This window comes from Chromobacterium sp. Beijing, assembly GCF_021496765.1.
Taxonomy (GTDB): domain Bacteria; phylum Pseudomonadota; class Gammaproteobacteria; order Burkholderiales; family Chromobacteriaceae; genus Chromobacterium.
Map to the genome: position 1 here is coordinate 3,452,341 of NZ_CP053750.1, position 15,809 is coordinate 3,468,149.

Consider the following 15,809-nt stretch of genomic DNA (forward strand, 5'->3'; position numbering starts at 1 on the left):
CCATCATCGCGGGCCAACGCAACGTCTTCAGGGCGGGGTGCAATTCCCCACCGGCGGTATGATCGCAAGATCGAGCCCGCGAGCGCTTCCGCTTCCCGGCGGAAGGTCAGCAGATCTGGTGACAGGCCAGAGCCGACGGTAATAGTCCGGATGAGAGAAGACGACATGACCGCCTGCCGCGCTACGCGCGGCCGCGGCGTGTTCGCTGCGCGCTGGTGCGCGCGGGTTGGCTTGCGCCGGCCCTTTTCACGCCCTGGAACCTGTTTCTCAAACGACCCGAGGACCGTTTCCATGAGTATCGCCACACACCCTGACATCTTGTCCCAACGCGTAGAAGCGGCGCTTAACGCCTTGCGCCGCGGCCTGCCGGTCATTGTTCCCGATGATCACGACCGCGAGAACGAGGCCGACCTGATCCTGGCCGCCGACGCGCTGAGCGAGGCCGAAATGGCGCGTCTGATCCGCGATTGCAGCGGCATCGTCTGCCTGTGCCTGACCGCCGAGCACGCCGCCCGGCTGCAATTGCCGCCGATGACGCAACGCAACGGCAGCCGCTACGGCACCGCCTTCACCGTCAGCATAGAAGCCGCCCAGGGCGTGTCCACCGGCGTGTCCGCCGCCGACCGGGTGCGCACCATCCAGGCCGCCGTCCACCGGCAAGCGCAGGCGGATGACGTGGTCAGCCCCGGCCATGTCTTCCCGCTGGTGGCCGCCGCCGGCGGCGTGCTGAGCCGCCGAGGCCATACCGAGGCCGCGGTGGAACTGGCGCGCCTGGCCGGCTTCCAGCCCGCCGGCGTGCTCTGCGAGCTGATGAACCCCGACGGCAGCATGATGCGCGGCGCGCAAATCGCGGACTACGCTCAAACGCACGCGCTGCCCGTTCTGAGCGTGGCCGAACTGGCTGAATGGATTTCCCGCCAGAACTTAGCCGCCGCTCCGCTGTCTGCTTGATCTTTGCCCTTAGCCGCGGGCCTGCGCCCGCGGCGTCGACGCCGACCCCATCATGCTTCGTTTCGTTTCATTCCGCAGCCTGTTGCTGGCCAGCTTTCTGATCGTCGCCGTCGTGCCCTCGGCCGTGCTGATCCAGCTGCGCAACGAGCTGGGACACGCCGCCTCCACGCTGCGCTCGCATCAGGAGCAAGCCAAGGAATGGCTGGACGCCAACCGCGTGTCGCGCGAGCAATCCATTCAATTCGAACGCGCCACCCGCCAGGCTCAAATCCTGAAAGACCGCGCGCTGGCCAAAACCGCCGCCGGCGCCTGGCAGGAGATCGAGCTGGCGCAACGCAAATTGCAACGCGGCGACGACGACGAGTTGACGCTCAGCGCCCGAGCCATTCTGGCGATCCAGCCGCAACTCCAGGCCCTGCCGGCGCGCGCCGGCGCGCAACGCGACCGCTTGTTCCGCCAGCTGGACCTGCACCTGACCGCGCAAGGCCAATTGATCAACCGCCAACTGGAACAAAGCCAGCGCCAATGGCAGGACTCGATCACGGAAATGCGCCGCACCGCCGACCGCCTGGCCTGGCTGTCGCTGGCCTCCGCGCTGGCGCTGGCGCTGGCGATGACCTTGTTGATCAGCTGGCCGCTGCGCAAGCTGCAAGCCAAGATCGCGCGGATGAGCGACGGCGCGCGGCTGCAGGACTGGCGCCAGTCCGGCCCCGCCGACCTGCAGCGTCTGGCGCGCGAGCTGGCCCAGCTAGACCGCCGGCTGGCGGCGCTGGAAGAACAGAAAGGCCGTTTCTTCCGCCAAGCGTCCCATGAGCTGAAAACGCCGCTGGCCGCCATCCACGAAGCCGCCGCGTTGCTGCGCGAAGAAGTGATAGGACAGCTGTCCGCGCAGCAGCAGGAGATCGTCGCCATCCTGCAAAACAATGCGCAAACCCTGCGTCAGCGCGTGGAAGCCTTATTGCGCTATGATGCCGGCCAATGGCTGTCCGAGACGCTGACCGTGGAAACCTTCGACCTGCCGGCGCTGATTGCGGAGCGGCTGCAGGCCAGCCGTCCGCTATTGCAGGCCAAACGCCTTGCCGCCGACGTCCAGGGCGATGCGGACCGGGTCAACGGCGACCGCTCCAAAGTGGAAACCATTCTGGACAATCTATTGATCAACGCCATCCGCCACAGCCCCGCCGGCAGCGCCTTGAGCCTGCGCCACGGCCGCGACGCCGGCGGCGTCTGGCTGGAAATCCGCGATCAAGGCCCCGGAGTGCCGGACGCCTATCGGGAAAAAATTTTCGAACCGTTCTGGAGCGGCTCGCCGCCGCCGGGCGAACTGCCCGGCACCGGGCTAGGCCTGGCGATGGCGCGCGGCTTCGCCCAATTGATGCGCGGCGAACTGACGCTGGAATCCAAACCTCAGGCCGGCGCCTGCTTCCGCCTGCAGTGGCCGGAACCGGAGAACAAGACATGAAGACATCTCGCTTTTGGGCCCTCAACGCGCGCCGGCTGCTTTGGCTGTGCGGCCTGCTGGCCCTGAGCGCCTGCGCTCATCAAGGCCAGCCGGTCGCCGTGCCCGCCGCGCCCATCATCCGTTGCCCGGACGCCAACCAGATCCTGCTGCTGCTGAGCCAGACGCGGGAAATCCAGGCGCTGAGCCTGGCCGGACGGGAAAGCTGCGGCAGCGCCCGCTTGCTGACTCTGCTGCAACAGGCGCAGGCGGCGGAGAGCCGCGCCGATGTTCAAAAACTGCAGGCCCAATTGGAAAGTCTGCTCGCCAAAACCGATAATCTGGACCCGGCCAGCCAGGGTCTTGCGCGGCTACCGCTTCAACAGCTGCAGGAAAGACGCAAGCTGGCGGAAGCGCTGGAACGACAGCAGGCGCAGAACCGCGATCTGCAAAAACGCTACGACGACTTGAACGGCAAGCTCAACGCCTTGCGCGAAGTCGAGCGCGAACTCCAGCTGAAACCCAGCAAAACCAAAGGAGGCCAACCATGAGCGCCATCGCCCGCATCGTATTGGTGGACGACGATCCCGATCTGTTGCGCTTGCTCGGCCTTCGCCTCGGCGCCGCCGGCTACGAGGTCGAAGCGCTGGACAGCGCCGAAGCGGCCTTGAACGCGCTGGCGGCCCGCCGCGCCGACTTGCTGCTGACGGACTGGCGCCTGCCCGGCATGGATGGTCTGGAACTGTTTGAGCAAGTCCGCCAGCGCTACCCCGCGATGCCGGTGATTCTGCTGACCGCCCACGGCACGGTGCCGGACGCCGTGGAAGCGGTCAGCCGCGGCGTGTTCGGCTATCTGGTCAAACCCTTCGACGGCAAGGCGCTGCTGGACAAGGTGGCCCAAGGGCTATCGCTGGCGGGACCCGGACGCGCGGTCGATCAGGCCGCGGCCGGCTGGCGCTCCGGCCTGGTCAGCCGCAGCCCGGCGATGGAGGAACTGCTGGCCGAGGCCCGCATGGTCGCCGCCACCGGCGCCAGCGTGCTCTTGCGCGGCGAAAGCGGCACCGGCAAGGAAGTGCTGGCCAAGGCCATCCACCTGGCCAGCCCGCGCGCCGGCCAGCCCTTCATCGCGGTCAACTGCGGGGCGATTCCGGACAATCTGCTGGAAAGCGAGCTGTTCGGCCATGAAAAAGGCTCATTCACCGGCGCCAACGCGCGCCAGACCGGCCTGATCCAACAGGCGGACGGCGGCACCCTGTTCCTGGACGAGATCGGCGATATGCCGCCGCCGCTGCAGGTCAAACTGCTGCGCGTGCTGCAAGAGCGCGAGGTGCGTCCGGTCGGCGCGACGCGGGCGACCCCGGTGGATATCCGTCTGGTGTCGGCCACGCATCGCGAGCTGGAAGCGCTGATTCAGGAAGGCAGCTTCCGAGAGGATTTGTTCTACCGCCTGAACGTGGTGTCGCTGCGCCTGCCGCCGCTGGCGGAACGCCGCGAAGACATTCCTCTGCTGGCCGCGCATTTCCTGGAAAAAATCGCCACCCGCTATCAAAAGGCCGTCAGCGGTTTCGCCGCCGACGCGCTGGAATACCTGAGCGCGGCGCCCTGGCCGGGCAATATCCGACAATTGGCCAATGTGGTTGAACAATGTTGCGTGCTGACCACCGGCTCTCTGGTAACGCTGGCGCAAGTACAGAAAGCCGTCGCCAGTGAAGAAAGCGCGATTCCAACGCTGGCGGAAGCCAAGCGGCAATTCGAACGCGACTATCTGGAACGCCTGTTGCGGCTGACCGGCGGCAATGTCAGCGACGCCGCGCGCCTGGCGGACCGCAACCGCACCGAGTTTTACCGCTTGCTGCAAAAACACGAACTGACGCCGGCCGCCTTCAAGCTGGAATAAGCGCGGCGACGCGACTGGCCTGACGGAAACGGAGCGCCTCTACGCCTGTCGCCGATCGGCGACAGGCAAAACCCCAAGCAAATCAAAGCCCTGTCCATCTCCACCGACATTCTGTCGCCTAACGGCGACAGAATGGCCGCTTCCTGCAAGCGAACTCAAGCCACAAAAAACGCAAGGCTTTGAAAAATAAGAAAAAACTAAAGCTGGCACGCCTTTTGCCATAGGGAAAGCGCAAATGATCGAAGCGCGGCAGACTCAAGCGCAAGCGATGTGACTCACTCTCTCGAAAAGGTTAATCCCATGAAGAAATCCACTCTTGCCATTGCTCTGATGACTTCCCTGTTCGCCGGCGCCAGCTGGGCGGCTCAAGACGCCAGCGCTCCGGCTGAACAAGCTCAACGCGCCACCGCCGCCAAGGCTGACGCCAGCGCCCCGGCCGAACAAGCTCAACGCGCCACCGCCGCCAAAGGCGACGCCAGCGCCCCGGCCGAACAAGCTCAACGCGCCACCGCCGCCAAGGGCGACGCCAGCGCACCGGCCGAACAAGCTCAACGCGCCACCGCCGCCAAGGCTGACGCCAGCGCACCGGCTGAACAAGCTCAACGCGCCACCGCCGCCAAAGGCGACGCCAGCGCTCCGGCCGAACAAGCTCAACGCGCCACCGCCGCCAAAGGCGACGCCAGCGCGGCTGAAGCCCTGATCGCCGAAGCCGCGCCGAGCGCCGCCGCCGGCCTGAATCAGGCGGTTCAGGAAGCCGTGACCAAAGCCGCAGCCCAGGTTGGTGCCAATATCCAGACCAGCGTGAAGGCCGGCGAAGTCACCCTGAGCGGTACCGCGCCCAGCGAAGAAGCGCTGCGCCGCGTAGCCGAAGAAGCCTCCCGCGTGCCGGGCGTGACCGCGGTTCGCACCAACGTCACCCTCAAAGCCGCAGGCTAAACCCCTCTAGTTCGTCGGCGCGCTGCCCGTCTGGCTCGCTTGCCCTGAGTACAGCAGCGCCGACCCTCGCTTTACCCGGAGTCGTCCCAAGGAACGCACGCAAGTGTGCCCGCCTCCATTCGCCGCCCTTCTGGGCGGCCTTTTTTTATTCGCGGGCGCTATCGTTTTCCGCCGGCCCACACCGCTGCAGCGGCTTCGTCCCTGCTCATATAGCGGTTGATCAGACGCAGCATGGTGCCGTCGCGGTTCATGCCGTCAACCAACTGGCGCCAGGCTCTGGCTTCGCTGTCGGGGAAAGCCCGCTTGGTCAACACCAGGCTGCGCGGGCTGGGCGCGTCGTCCTTCTCCCAGTCCGCCACTTTCACTCTGTCTTCCAAACCGTGTTGTCTGATTTTCTGCCGATACACCATGGGCGTGGAGAAAATGCCCGCAACGCGGCGCTGGTCCAGCATGCGGAACAGGACATCCTCCTCCGCCACTTCCACCAAACGGCGCTGCACGCCCAATTGCAAGACCAAGGGATCGAAATAACGGCTGGTGCTGTAACTGCGCACGATGGCCCAGCGGCTGGATGGAGCATCCTGGATGAAGGACTCCATCGAGCGGATGGAGTCGGGCACGTCTATCGATAAAATCGCGTACTGACGCAGCTGGATGTAGTTGAAAAACCAATAGATTTTGCTGCGTTCCGGAGTCTCGATCGCGGAACCGGTCATATCCAGCGAGCCGGCCTCCAGTTCCTGCCAGATGCGAGCCCGCGGCATCACCACGAACTCGAACTCGCAACCGCTGCGCCGCCGCAATTCCTCCGCCACGTCTCGATCCAAGCCGCGGCCGGCACTGTAGAACTGGCCGATCTCGTAAAAAGCGAAACGGATCGGCCGTTGCGGACACGACACGCCGCCATGAGCGCCGCCGGCCCAGCAGGCCGCCAGCAACAGACATGCTCGCGCCAGTCCTGTTTTCACGGTGGGTACGCCTCCCGGCCATGCCGGATTCATCGCCATGCCCAGCGCACGGCACTCCCCACTATAGGCAAAGCGCCGCCGGCTTTAAGAGCCGGCTCGCGTTTTCAGAACTTCATCAGGCTCTTCAGGGCGAGACGCACGCCCTCGCTCACCGTCACCTCGGCCGGCAGACCCTTGGTGGCGGCCGCGGCCTCCTTCTCGTTGTAACCCAAGGCCAGCAGCGCGTTGACGATGTCGCCCTTCTCATCCGGCGTGGCGGCGAAAGCCAGGCCCCCCGGCGCGGTCAGCGTGCTGCCGGTGGCCAATTTGCCGCGCAGCTCCAGCACCAGACGCTCAGCGGTCTTCTTGCCTATGCCCGGCACCGCGGACAAGCGCTTGATGTCTTCGCTGGCCACCGCCACCGCCAGTTCATCGGTGGTCATGCCGGACAGGATGGCCAGGGCGATCTTGGCGCCGATGCCGGTCACCTTGACCAGTTGCCGGAAGGTCTGGCGATCCTCCTTGCTGGCGAAGCCGAACAGCAGATGGGCGTCTTCCCGCACCACCAGATGGGTGAACAGCGTGGTTTTCTGACCCAAGGCCGGCAATTGATAAAAAGTGGTCATCGGCACATCGACTTCATAGCCGACCCCGTTGACGTCCAGCACCACTTGCGGGGGCAGTTTTTCGATGAGATTGCCGCTCAGGCGTCCAATCATGTTCCGGTTCTTTCTTCAAGCGATTACAGGCGCGTCGGCTAGACCAGCCGGCCGCCGCGAATTTTCAGGCCGCTCTGCGCCAGCTGGCCCAAGGCGCCGGCGCTGAGATTGGCGTGCGCCAAGGCCACCGCCAGCGCGTCGGCGGCGTCGGCCTGGGGCGTGCCGGACAAATTAAGCATCCGCACCACCATGTGCTGCACCTGCTCCTTGGCGGCCTTGCCGTGACCGGCGACGGACTGCTTGACCTGCAGCGCGGTGTATTCCGCCACCGGCAGGTCCCGCAACACCAGCGCGCTGATGCAGGCGCCGCGCGCCTGACCCAGCATCAGCGTGGCCGCCGGATTGACGTTGACGAACACTTGCTCGATCGCCGCCGCCTGTGGTTGGTAGGTATCGATCACGCCGAACAGGCCGTCGACGATCACGCGGATGCGATCGCTCAAAGGCGCGCCCGGCGGCGTGCGGATGCAGCCGGAGGCCACGTAATGGCGTTGCTGACCGACCAGGTCGATCACCCCGAAGCCGGTGATGCGGCTGCCGGGGTCGATGCCGAGGATGCGGCGCGCGCCGGGAAGAAGCTGAGCCGACATCGCCTCAGCCCGGGACGGCGCGCAATTGCGCATCCAACTGCCGCAATTGCTGCGGCGTGCCCACATTGTGCCAGACGCCGTTGAAATACTCGCCGCTGGCCCGTCCGGCCGCGATCGCGGCGTCGTAAAACGGACGCATCGGCGCGAAGCGGCCTGCGGAAAGGCCGGCGAACATGCGGGTATCGTAAAGGCCGATGCTGGAGAAGGTCAGCTTGCGCTCGCCGTCGGCGCGCAGGCCGCCGTCCGGCTCCAAGGCGAAATCCCCGCCCGCGTGGAAAGCCGGATTGTCCGTCATCACCAGGTGCATGCCCGGTTCCTCAAGGCCCTCCAGCGCGTCCAGCCGCGGCAGCAGGCTTGCGTAGTCGTAATCGGTATAAATGTCCGCCGCCACGCACAGAAAAGCGCGCTCCCGTCCCGCCCGCAAACTGGGCAAGGCCTTGGCGATGCCGCCTGCGGTTTCCAAGGGCTCGCCCTCGGCGGAATAGGCGATGCGCGCGCCAAAGTGGCCGCCGTCTCCCAGCACCTGTTCTATCTGCGCGCCCAGCCAGGCGTGATTGATCACGATGTCGGCGAAACCGGCCGCCACCAGGCGCTCGATCTGCCAGACGATCAGGGGCTTGCCGCCCACCTCCAGCAAGGGCTTGGGCGCATGGTCGGTCAGCGGCCGCATCCGCTCGCCGCGGCCGGCCGCCAGAATCATGGCTATCGGCATGCTCATCCCTTGTAGCTCAAGGCCGGGTAGGTCGATTGCAGCTCGTCATCGGTCTGGTCCTTGCCCACCAACTGCAGCAACAGCTGATAGAGCGGCGCCAGTTCCTGGTAACGGCGGGTGGTCCGTTTCAGATACTTGATGAAACGCGGAATCTCGGCGCGGTACTTGTCCTTGCCGTCGCGATGGAACAGACGCGCGAAGATGCCGGTCACTTTCAGGTGGCGCTGCACGCCCATCCATTCGAAATCACGGTAGAAGACGTCGAATTCGGCCGGCACCGGCAGGCCGGCGGCGCGCGCCTTTTCCCAGTAGCGGATCGCGATATCGAGCACGAAGGGCTCGTCCCACTCGATGAAAGCGTCGCGCAGCAGGCTGACGATGTCGTAGCTGACCGGACCGTACACCGCGTCCTGAAAATCCAACACCCCGGGCTTGCCCGGCGTCAGCATCAGGTTGCGCACGATGAAATCCCTGTGCACGAACACCTTGGACTGGGCCAACAACACCGGCAGCAAGGCCTTGACCCCGGCGTCCCACAGCTGGCGTTGCGCGAAATCCAGCGGCCGACCCAATTCCTTGGCGCAGAACCACTCCGGAAACAGGTTCAACTCGCGCGTCAGCAGCGCTTCGTCGTATTCCGGCAACACTCCCGGCTGACTGGCAGACTGGATCTCCACCAGGGTGTCCAGCGCCTCCAGCAATAGATGGCGCCGCACCTGTTCGCGCCCATCATGCTCCAAGGCGGCCAGATAGGTGACCCGGCCCAGGTCCTCCAGCAGCAGCAGGCCCTGCCCTCTATCCCGCGCCAGCAGCTTGGGAACATTGACCATGGCGAAAACGTCGCGCACTTGCACATAGGCGTCGGTGCTCATTTTTTCCGGTGGCGCGTCCATCACGATGCAACTCGCGCCGTCCGGCCAGGTCGCACGGAAGTAGCGCCGGAAGTCGGCATCCGCGGCGGCGAATTCGAGCCCGATGTCCTGTCCCGGGTACAAATCCGCCAGCCATTTTTTGATGAGTTCCTGTCTATGCATGTCGCTTCGTCTTGGTGCTGATAGAATTGGCTGATTTTATACTGCCCCGCCGCCCCTTAGATATGGCTTTGTGCATGCCCAGAATCAAACCCAATCCGCTGGCCCTGGCGCTGGCGGCCGCGTTCTCACTGCAGCCGGCGCTGGCGCTGGCCGATGAAGACGCCCCTATCGCCCTGCCCACCCCGCCCAAGGCCGAAGGCCAGACCCACGTCACCGCCGACGATATGGACGGCGAGATGAATGTGGAGCTGAAAGCCCGCGGCAATGTGGTGGTCACCCGCGACGACCAGAAACTGGAGTCCGACTGGCTGGACTATTACCAGAACAAGGACCGGGTCAAGGCCGGCGACCGCTTCAAGATGACGCGCGGCGTCGACGTGGTCACCGGCACCACGCTGGATTACAACGTCGCCAACTACAGCGGCACCGGCATGAACCCGGTGTTCGCCATGGGCAAGCCGGCGCCCGCCGCCAAGGGCACGCCGGCCGCCACCCGTCCGATGAGCACGGTGCCGATGCGCGGCGACGGCCAGCAAGTGGATTTCCGCGGCCAGAACGAGTACCGGGTCTACAACAGCCGCATCAATAGCTGCGAACCCGGCGACGACTCCTGGTATCTGAACTCCTCGCTGCTGGACCTCGACTACAACAACGGCGTCGGCGTCGCCCGCAACGCGCGGCTGAACTTCTACGGCGTGCCCATCCTGTACACCCCGTGGATGGACTTCCCGCTCAACGGCAACCGCAAGAGCGGCTTCCTGCCGCCCACTTTCAAGACCGGCACCAACGGCACCGAAGTCGCGCTGCCCTATTACTGGAATATCGCGCCCAACTACGACGCGACCATCACCCCGCATTTCAACGACAAGCACGGCACCATGCTGGGCGCGGAATTCCGCTATCTGCAGCCCAATTACGCCGGCTCGATCTACACCGAACAATTGCCCAAGGACAAGGTCACCGACAAGAACCGCTACGCCTGGTACGCGACCCATAACCAGACGCTGGCCCCGGGCCTGACCTTCGGCTACAACGCCAACTACGTCTCCGACCCCAACTACTTCAAGGACTTCGGCGACCGTCTCAGCATCGCCGCCAACGTCAACCTGGTGCGCGAGGCCTGGCTCAGCTACGGCTTCGGCTGGCAGGGCGGCTCGGCCAACGCCACTTTGCGCGCTCAGCGCTACCAGACCCTGTTGGAAAAGCCGACGTCAGGGGATATTCCCTATGCGCGGCTGCCGCAGCTGACTTTCACGGCCAACCAGCAATTGTCGCAGGGCTTCAGCGCCAATCTGCAAAGCGAACTGACCCGCTTCTCCCATCCGACTCTGCAAACCGGCGACCGCCTGGTCGCCTACCCCAGCCTGACGTGGAGTCTGGACAAGAGTTGGGGCTTTCTGCGTCCCAAGCTTGGCCTGCACCTGACCGAATATAATCTGGACGCGCTGCCCGGCCAGCAGAGCCGTTCGGTGTCGCGCAGCCTGCCTATTTTCAGCACCGACGCCGGCCTCTATTTCGACCGCGATACCGAGTTTCTGGGCCAGGATCATCTGCTGACGCTGGAGCCGCGCCTGTTCTACGTCAATATTCCAACCCGCAATCAGAACAACCTTCCCAACTTCGACACTTCGCTAAACGATTTCAACTTTGCGCAGCTGTTCACCGAGAATCGTTTCTCCGGCTCCGACCGTGTCAACGGCGCCAATCAGCTGACCACGGCGCTGACCAGCCGCCTGATCAGCCAGGAAAACGGCCTGGAACGGATCCGGCTGACCGTGGGCAAGCGCTATTATTTCAACCAGGACGACATCCAGTTGGATGGAGTGCCGAAACAACGCACCGTCAGCGGCTCCAATCTGCTGCTGGGCGCCAGCGGCGATCTGGCCCAGGGCTGGCGCTTGGACAGCTCCTATGAATGGAACGAGGCGCTGAAAACCACCGAACGCTACAATGCCCAGCTGCGCTACAACCCGGCGCCCGGCAAGGTACTCAGCGCCCGTTACCGCTACGGCCGCTACGAGCAGTTGGACAACTCCACCTTGTACGGCCCCTTGCGCCAGGTCGATATCGGCGCTCAATGGCCTATCGCCAAGAAATGGTATGCGCTGGGCCGCTACAACTATTCGCTGGCCGACCGCAAGCCGCTGGAACAACTGGCCGGATTCGAGTACAACGACGGTTGCTGGTCGGCGCGCCTGGTCGGTCAGCGCTATGTCAGCGACCTGATCACCACCAAGAACGCCATTTATTTCCAGCTGGAATTCAAGGGCCTTGGCGGCTTCGGCAACAATCCGCTCAACACGCTGAAGCTGGCGATTCCCGGCTATAGCAAGACTAACGATTTATAAGCGATGATCATGAAACAGACTCTGCTCGCCCTGCTGCTGGCCGGCGCCCTGCAAGGCGCCGTCGCCGCTCCCGCCGCCCCGGTCAAAGAAGTGGACCGCATCGTCGCGGTGGTCAACAAGAACGTGATCACCTGGCTGGATCTGCAATCCCGCGTCGACGAAGCCATCAAACAGCTGCAAGCGCAGAAAGTGACGCCGCCGGCGCGCGCCGTGCTGGAAAAACAGATGCTGGAACAGATGATCACCGAGGAGGTTCAGCTGCAGTACGCCGCCAGCGGCGGCCTGCGCATCGACGACGCCGCGGTGGATCAGGCGGTGGCCAATCTGGCCAAGCAGAACAAGATGGACGTGGCCGGCCTGAAAGCCCAGCTGGCCAAGGAAGGCCTGGCCTTCGACAAGCTGCGCGCCGAAGTGCGCAAGGAACTGACCATCGCGCGCCTGCGCGACAGCGAAGTCGCCGCCAAGGTCAACGTCAACGAGACCGAAGTCGATCAGGTGCTGAAAAGCGCGCAGAGCGGCAACCGCGCTGAATACCACCTGGCCAGCATCCTGATCAACGTGCCCGAACGCGCCGACGCCAAGCAGATCGACGCGCTGTCGAAGAAGGCCGAGAAAGCGCTGACGGAGCTGGAGGCCGGCCAAGCCTTCGCCAAGGTATCGGCCAGCTACTCCGACGCTCCCAATGCGCTGAAAGGCGGCGACATGGGCTGGCGCAGCGCGGTATCGCTGCCGGTTGAGTTCGTGCAGATGCTGGAACAGCTGAAAACCGGCCAGCACACCAATGTGATCCGCACCCAGCAAGGCTTCTTCATCTTCCAATTGCAGGACAAACGCGAGAGCGGCGCGCCGATGATGGTGGAGCAATACCATGTGCGCCACATTCTGATCCGCACCAACGAGGCGGTATCGGCCAACGACGCCAAAACCCGTATCGAACAGGTGCGCGACCGCATCCAGCGCGGCGCCAAGTTCGCCGACATGGCCAAGCTCTACTCCGAAGACGGCAGCAACGCCAAGGGCGGCGATCTGGGCTGGGTCAATCTGGGCGATCTGGTGCCGGATTTTGAGAGCGCGATGACGCAACTGCCTATCGGCCAATTGTCGCCGGCGGTGCGCACGCCCTTCGGCTGGCATTTGATCCTGGTGGAAGGCAAGCGCAATCAAGACGTGTCCGGCGACCGCGAGCGGCTGGCGGTCAAACAACAGATCCGCTCCCGCAAGATCGAACAGGCGTACGCCGACTGGGTGCGCCAGCTGCGCGACTCCGCCTTCGTCGAAGAACGGCTGGACGAGAAGTAAGATGAACCTCCCCGTATTGGCCGTCACCACCGGAGAACCAGCCGGTGTGGGGCCGGATCTGGCGCTGCGGCTGACGGAGGCCGGCGTCGGCGCGCGCTGCGTGCTGATCGGCGACAAGACCTTGCTGGCCGCGCGCGCGCGGCAGCTGGGTCTCTCGCTTTCGCTGTACGATTACGCGCCGGACACGCCCGCGCCGGCACAGGGGTTGGAGGTCTGCCATGTGCCGCTGGCGGTTCCGGCCGTTCCCGGCCGGCTGGACCCGGCCAACGCCGGCTATGTGCTGGCGACGCTGGACCGCGCCATCGACGGCTGCCTTAGCGGCGAATTCGCCGCCATGGTGACCGCGCCGGTGCACAAGGGCGTCATCAACGACGGCGGCGTCGCCTTCTCCGGCCACACCGAATACCTGGCCGAACGCACGCACACGCCCAAGGTGGTGATGATGTTGGCCGGCGGCGGCATGCGCGTGGCGCTGGCCACCACCCATCTGCCGCTGCGGGACGTCGCCGACGCCATCACCGCGGACAGCCTGGAGCAGGTCATCCGCATCCTGCACGGGGATCTGCGCGCCAAGTTCGGCATCGCCGCGCCGCGCGTGCTGGTGGCGGGCCTGAATCCGCACGCGGGCGAAGGCGGCCATCTGGGGCGCGAGGAAATCGAAATCATCGAACCGCTGCTGGCGCGGCTGCACGGCGAGGGCATGGACCTGATCGGCCCCTTGCCAGCCGACACCCTGTTCAACCCCGACAAGCTGCGGCGCTGCGACGCGGTGCTGGCGATGTATCACGATCAAGGCTTGCCGGTGCTCAAACACGCCAGCTTCGGCGCCGGCATCAACATCACCCTGGGCCTGCCCATCGTCCGCACCTCGGTCGACCACGGCACCGCGCTGGATCTGGCCGGCAGCGGTCAGGCCCACCCGGGCAGTCTGTTCGAGGCCGTGCAGCTGGCGGCGCAACTGGCCGCCTCCGCCGCGAACTGACTCAGCGGACGATCACCTCGTCCGGCAACTCGTTGACGCTGGGCCCGCCTCGGAGCGGCGCATGCTCGATCAACAAAGCGTGTATCCGCCACAAGCCGGCCTCCAGGCCGGCCACTCGCTTGCCTTCCGCCATCGCGCGTCCGACTTCGGCGCAAATCTCCTCCCAGGCCCGCGACGGCACCCGCCGGTCTATGCCGCGATCGGCGACGATTTCAATGCGGCGCTCCGCCAGCAGCACATACACCAGCACGCCGGTGTTCTCCTCGGTGTCCCATACCCTCAGCAGACCGAACCACTCCAGCGCCCGTTCTCGAGCGCTCATGCCGCGCCAGGCGTCGCGCCAATCCAGCGCCGACTCCACCACAAAGCGCAGCTGACCAGCGTGTTCGCGTTCCGAAGCCGCGATGCCTTGCTGCAGACGCGCCAGTTCCGCGGCGGGAAAACGCCGTCGCGCCAAATAGCCGGTGCTGGCCAGATGACGCAGCGCTCTATGCCATGATTTCCACATCACCAATCTCCCGAAGCGCCGCCGCCGCCAAATCCCCCGCCGCCGCCGGACCAGCCGCCTCCGCGGCCGCCGCTGCTTCCGCCGCGCCAACTCCCGCCGCCACCGCCGCCGAACGACAAGCCGTGGGCGCCGATCACCAGGCACAGAAGCGCCGCCACCGCCCCGGCCAACAAGGCGAACACGACGCCAGCGCCCAGCAGCAAGGCCGCGGCGACGCCCAGGCCGCCCATAATGAGGCTGCCGATCAAGCGTCCAAACAGGCGGCTGACGACGCCGGCGCCGAACAAGACCGCGAACGCCAGCGCCGGCCAACTGTCTTCCCAGCCCTGCTGCTGAGTCCGCGTCGGCGGGGGCAGCTTTTCGCCGTCGATCAGGCCTTCCAGCTGCGACGCCGCCGCTTGAATGCCCTGAAAGCGCAAACCCTGCTTGAACAGAGGCCTCAGCGTGTCCTGCAGAATGCGCTTGGCGTAGATGTCGGGAATCGCGCCCTCCAGGCCGCGGCCCACCAACAACTGGGTCTTGTGCTGATCCGCCACGATCAGCAGCAGCACGCCGTCGTCCACCCCCTTGCGCCCCAGCTTCCAGGCGTCCATCACCCGGGTGCCGTAGTCAAAAGGCGTTTCCGGCTCCACCGACGGCACGATCAAGACCGCCAGCTGACTGCCTTTGCGCTGATGAAAGCTCAGCAATTGCCGTTCCAATTGTCCGCGCTCGTCCGCCGATAAAAAACCGGCCAGATCCACCACCGGCGAACTGGGCGGCGGCACCGCCAGTTCCGCCCGCGCCATCTGCGCGCACAGCAGCAACGCGATGCCCAAGCAACGCCATAGCGCCCTCATCTTATTTGCTCGCCTCCGGCTCGCCGAAGCTGACCTGCGGCGCGGTGGAAATGGCCTTCTCGTTCTCCACGGTGAAATTCGGCCGGGTCTTCAGGCTGAACATCATCGCGGTCAGATTATTGGGAAAGGTCCGCACCGTGCTGTTGTACGCCTGCACCGAATCGATATAACGCTTGCGCGCCAAGGCGATGCGGTTCTCGGTGCCTTCCAGCTGCGCCTGCAGATCGCGGAAGGATTGATCCGCCTTCAACTGCGGATAGTTTTCCGACACCACCAGCAAGCGGGACAAGGCCGAGCCCAGCTGATTCTGCGCCGCGGCGAAATCATTGAGCTTTTTCTCGTCCGTCGCCATCGACGCATCCATCTGGATGCTGCCCACCCGCGCCCGCGCGGCGGTGACTTGGGTCAGCACCTCTTTTTCATGCTTGGCGTAGCCTTGCACCGTTTTGACCAGATTGGGAATCAGATCCGCGCGCCGCTGGTATTGATTGATCACCTCGGACCAGGCCGCGTTGGCCGCCTCGTCCTGAGTCTGCATCGCGTTGTAACCGCAGCCGCTCAGCGACGCCGCCAATAACAAAGCCATCGCCCACTTCTTCCACATCATCC

Annotated in this window: 16 protein-coding genes and 1 riboswitch; of the genes, 8 read left to right on the top strand and 8 right to left on the bottom strand. The window is 65.0% G+C overall.

Features of this window, described 5'->3' with window-relative positions; genetic code table 11:
* Positions 1 to 19: 19 nt before the first annotated feature.
* Positions 20 to 166: riboswitch (FMN riboswitch) on the top strand.
* A 125-nt stretch (positions 167 to 291) separates the two neighbouring features.
* From ribB to HQN78_RS16005, 5 genes are all read left to right on the top strand, one after another.
* Positions 292 to 951 carry a 3,4-dihydroxy-2-butanone-4-phosphate synthase gene (ribB, locus tag HQN78_RS15985; protein WP_227106561.1) on the top strand — a complete coding sequence of 220 codons (660 nt, stop codon included), beginning with the start codon at positions 292 to 294 and terminating at the stop codon, positions 949 to 951.
* Positions 952 to 1,003: 52 nt separating this feature from the next.
* Positions 1,004 to 2,413 carry a HAMP domain-containing sensor histidine kinase gene (locus HQN78_RS15990; protein ID WP_235084845.1) on the top strand — a complete coding sequence of 470 codons (1,410 nt, stop codon included), beginning with the start codon at positions 1,004 to 1,006 and terminating at the stop codon, positions 2,411 to 2,413.
* Complete coding sequence (locus tag HQN78_RS15995) at positions 2,410 to 2,940, top strand: hypothetical protein (RefSeq protein ID WP_235084847.1); 531 nt, start codon at positions 2,410 to 2,412, stop codon at positions 2,938 to 2,940. Before HQN78_RS15990 ends, HQN78_RS15995 begins: the two co-directional genes overlap by 4 nt.
* A complete protein-coding gene (locus HQN78_RS16000; protein ID WP_107797910.1) occupies positions 2,937 to 4,286 on the top strand; it encodes a sigma 54-interacting transcriptional regulator in 1,350 nt (449 codons plus the stop codon). The genes HQN78_RS15995 and HQN78_RS16000 overlap by 4 nt, the downstream gene beginning before the upstream one ends.
* Positions 4,287 to 4,586: 300 nt before the next feature.
* On the top strand, positions 4,587 to 5,222 hold the full coding sequence (locus HQN78_RS16005) for a BON domain-containing protein (protein ID WP_235084849.1): 636 nt from the start codon (positions 4,587 to 4,589) through the stop codon (positions 5,220 to 5,222).
* 158 nt (positions 5,223 to 5,380) lie between these two features.
* Here the strand turns inward: HQN78_RS16005 and HQN78_RS16010 are convergent, their stop codons facing one another.
* The 5 genes from HQN78_RS16010 to amgK form a co-directional block, all read right to left on the bottom strand.
* A complete protein-coding gene (locus tag HQN78_RS16010) occupies positions 5,381 to 6,190 on the bottom strand; it encodes an ABC transporter substrate-binding protein (protein ID WP_227106555.1) in 810 nt (269 codons plus the stop codon).
* A 104-nt stretch (positions 6,191 to 6,294) separates the two neighbouring features.
* A complete protein-coding gene (gene ruvA, locus HQN78_RS16015; RefSeq protein ID WP_107797902.1) occupies positions 6,295 to 6,888 on the bottom strand; it encodes a Holliday junction branch migration protein RuvA in 594 nt (197 codons plus the stop codon).
* Positions 6,889 to 6,926: 38 nt separating this feature from the next.
* On the bottom strand, positions 6,927 to 7,478 hold the full coding sequence (ruvC, locus tag HQN78_RS16020; protein ID WP_227106553.1) for a crossover junction endodeoxyribonuclease RuvC: 552 nt from the start codon (positions 7,476 to 7,478) through the stop codon (positions 6,927 to 6,929).
* A 4-nt stretch (positions 7,479 to 7,482) separates the two neighbouring features.
* On the bottom strand, positions 7,483 to 8,190 hold the full coding sequence (gene murU / locus HQN78_RS16025) for an N-acetylmuramate alpha-1-phosphate uridylyltransferase MurU (protein ID WP_235084852.1): 708 nt from the start codon (positions 8,188 to 8,190) through the stop codon (positions 7,483 to 7,485).
* 2 nt (positions 8,191 to 8,192) lie between these two features.
* On the bottom strand, positions 8,193 to 9,224 hold the full coding sequence (gene amgK / locus HQN78_RS16030; protein ID WP_235084854.1) for an N-acetylmuramate/N-acetylglucosamine kinase AmgK: 1,032 nt from the start codon (positions 9,222 to 9,224) through the stop codon (positions 8,193 to 8,195).
* A gap of 74 nt (positions 9,225 to 9,298) precedes the next feature.
* Between amgK and HQN78_RS16035 the strand changes: the two genes are divergently transcribed.
* The 3 genes from HQN78_RS16035 to pdxA are packed head-to-tail and all read left to right on the top strand — an operon-like array spanning position 9,299 to position 13,853.
* A complete protein-coding gene (locus HQN78_RS16035) occupies positions 9,299 to 11,572 on the top strand; it encodes an LPS-assembly protein LptD (RefSeq protein ID WP_235084856.1) in 2,274 nt (757 codons plus the stop codon).
* Between the two features lie 9 nt (positions 11,573 to 11,581).
* Entirely contained in the window at positions 11,582 to 12,871 is a 1,290-nt protein-coding gene (locus tag HQN78_RS16040) for a peptidylprolyl isomerase (RefSeq protein WP_235084859.1), read from the top strand.
* Position 12,872: 1 nt separating this feature from the next.
* Positions 12,873 to 13,853 (top strand): 4-hydroxythreonine-4-phosphate dehydrogenase PdxA, encoded by a 981-nt coding sequence (gene pdxA, locus HQN78_RS16045; protein WP_235084862.1) that lies wholly within the window; start codon positions 12,873 to 12,875, stop codon positions 13,851 to 13,853.
* A 1-nt stretch (position 13,854) separates the two neighbouring features.
* On the opposite strand, the gene HQN78_RS16050 is transcribed toward pdxA, so the two are convergent.
* The 3 genes from HQN78_RS16050 to HQN78_RS16060 are packed head-to-tail and all read right to left on the bottom strand — an operon-like array spanning position 13,855 to position 15,804.
* Positions 13,855 to 14,361: a TPM domain-containing protein gene (locus HQN78_RS16050; RefSeq protein WP_227106546.1), complete on the bottom strand. Its 507-nt coding sequence runs from the start codon at positions 14,359 to 14,361 to the stop codon at positions 13,855 to 13,857.
* Positions 14,361 to 15,200 carry a YgcG family protein gene (locus HQN78_RS16055; RefSeq protein ID WP_235084864.1) on the bottom strand — a complete coding sequence of 280 codons (840 nt, stop codon included), beginning with the start codon at positions 15,198 to 15,200 and terminating at the stop codon, positions 14,361 to 14,363. The genes HQN78_RS16050 and HQN78_RS16055 overlap by 1 nt, the downstream gene beginning before the upstream one ends.
* Before the next feature lies 1 nt (position 15,201).
* Positions 15,202 to 15,804: a LemA family protein gene (locus HQN78_RS16060; protein ID WP_235089840.1), complete on the bottom strand. Its 603-nt coding sequence runs from the start codon at positions 15,802 to 15,804 to the stop codon at positions 15,202 to 15,204.
* Positions 15,805 to 15,809 lie beyond the last annotated feature (5 nt).

Coding starts and splice junctions, on each gene's coding strand:
- HQN78_RS16050 (WP_227106546.1), bottom strand. CDS start 14,361: ATGTGGAAATCATGGCATAGAGCGCTGCGTCATCTGGCCAGCACCGGC.
- HQN78_RS16060 (WP_235089840.1), bottom strand. CDS start 15,804: ATGTGGAAGAAGTGGGCGATGGCTTTGTTATTGGCGGCGTCGCTGAGC.
- ruvC (WP_227106553.1), bottom strand. CDS start 7,478: ATGTCGGCTCAGCTTCTTCCCGGCGCGCGCCGCATCCTCGGCATCGAC.
- amgK (WP_235084854.1), bottom strand. CDS start 9,224: ATGCATAGACAGGAACTCATCAAAAAATGGCTGGCGGATTTGTACCCG.
- pdxA (WP_235084862.1), top strand. CDS start 12,873: ATGAACCTCCCCGTATTGGCCGTCACCACCGGAGAACCAGCCGGTGTG.
- HQN78_RS16035 (WP_235084856.1), top strand. CDS start 9,299: ATGCCCAGAATCAAACCCAATCCGCTGGCCCTGGCGCTGGCGGCCGCG.
- HQN78_RS16040 (WP_235084859.1), top strand. CDS start 11,582: ATGAAACAGACTCTGCTCGCCCTGCTGCTGGCCGGCGCCCTGCAAGGC.
- HQN78_RS16055 (WP_235084864.1), bottom strand. CDS start 15,200: ATGAGGGCGCTATGGCGTTGCTTGGGCATCGCGTTGCTGCTGTGCGCG.
- murU (WP_235084852.1), bottom strand. CDS start 8,190: ATGCCGATAGCCATGATTCTGGCGGCCGGCCGCGGCGAGCGGATGCGG.
- ribB (WP_227106561.1), top strand. CDS start 292: ATGAGTATCGCCACACACCCTGACATCTTGTCCCAACGCGTAGAAGCG.
- HQN78_RS16005 (WP_235084849.1), top strand. CDS start 4,587: ATGAAGAAATCCACTCTTGCCATTGCTCTGATGACTTCCCTGTTCGCC.
- HQN78_RS16000 (WP_107797910.1), top strand. CDS start 2,937: ATGAGCGCCATCGCCCGCATCGTATTGGTGGACGACGATCCCGATCTG.
- HQN78_RS15990 (WP_235084845.1), top strand. CDS start 1,004: ATGCTTCGTTTCGTTTCATTCCGCAGCCTGTTGCTGGCCAGCTTTCTG.
- HQN78_RS15995 (WP_235084847.1), top strand. CDS start 2,410: ATGAAGACATCTCGCTTTTGGGCCCTCAACGCGCGCCGGCTGCTTTGG.
- ruvA (WP_107797902.1), bottom strand. CDS start 6,888: ATGATTGGACGCCTGAGCGGCAATCTCATCGAAAAACTGCCCCCGCAA.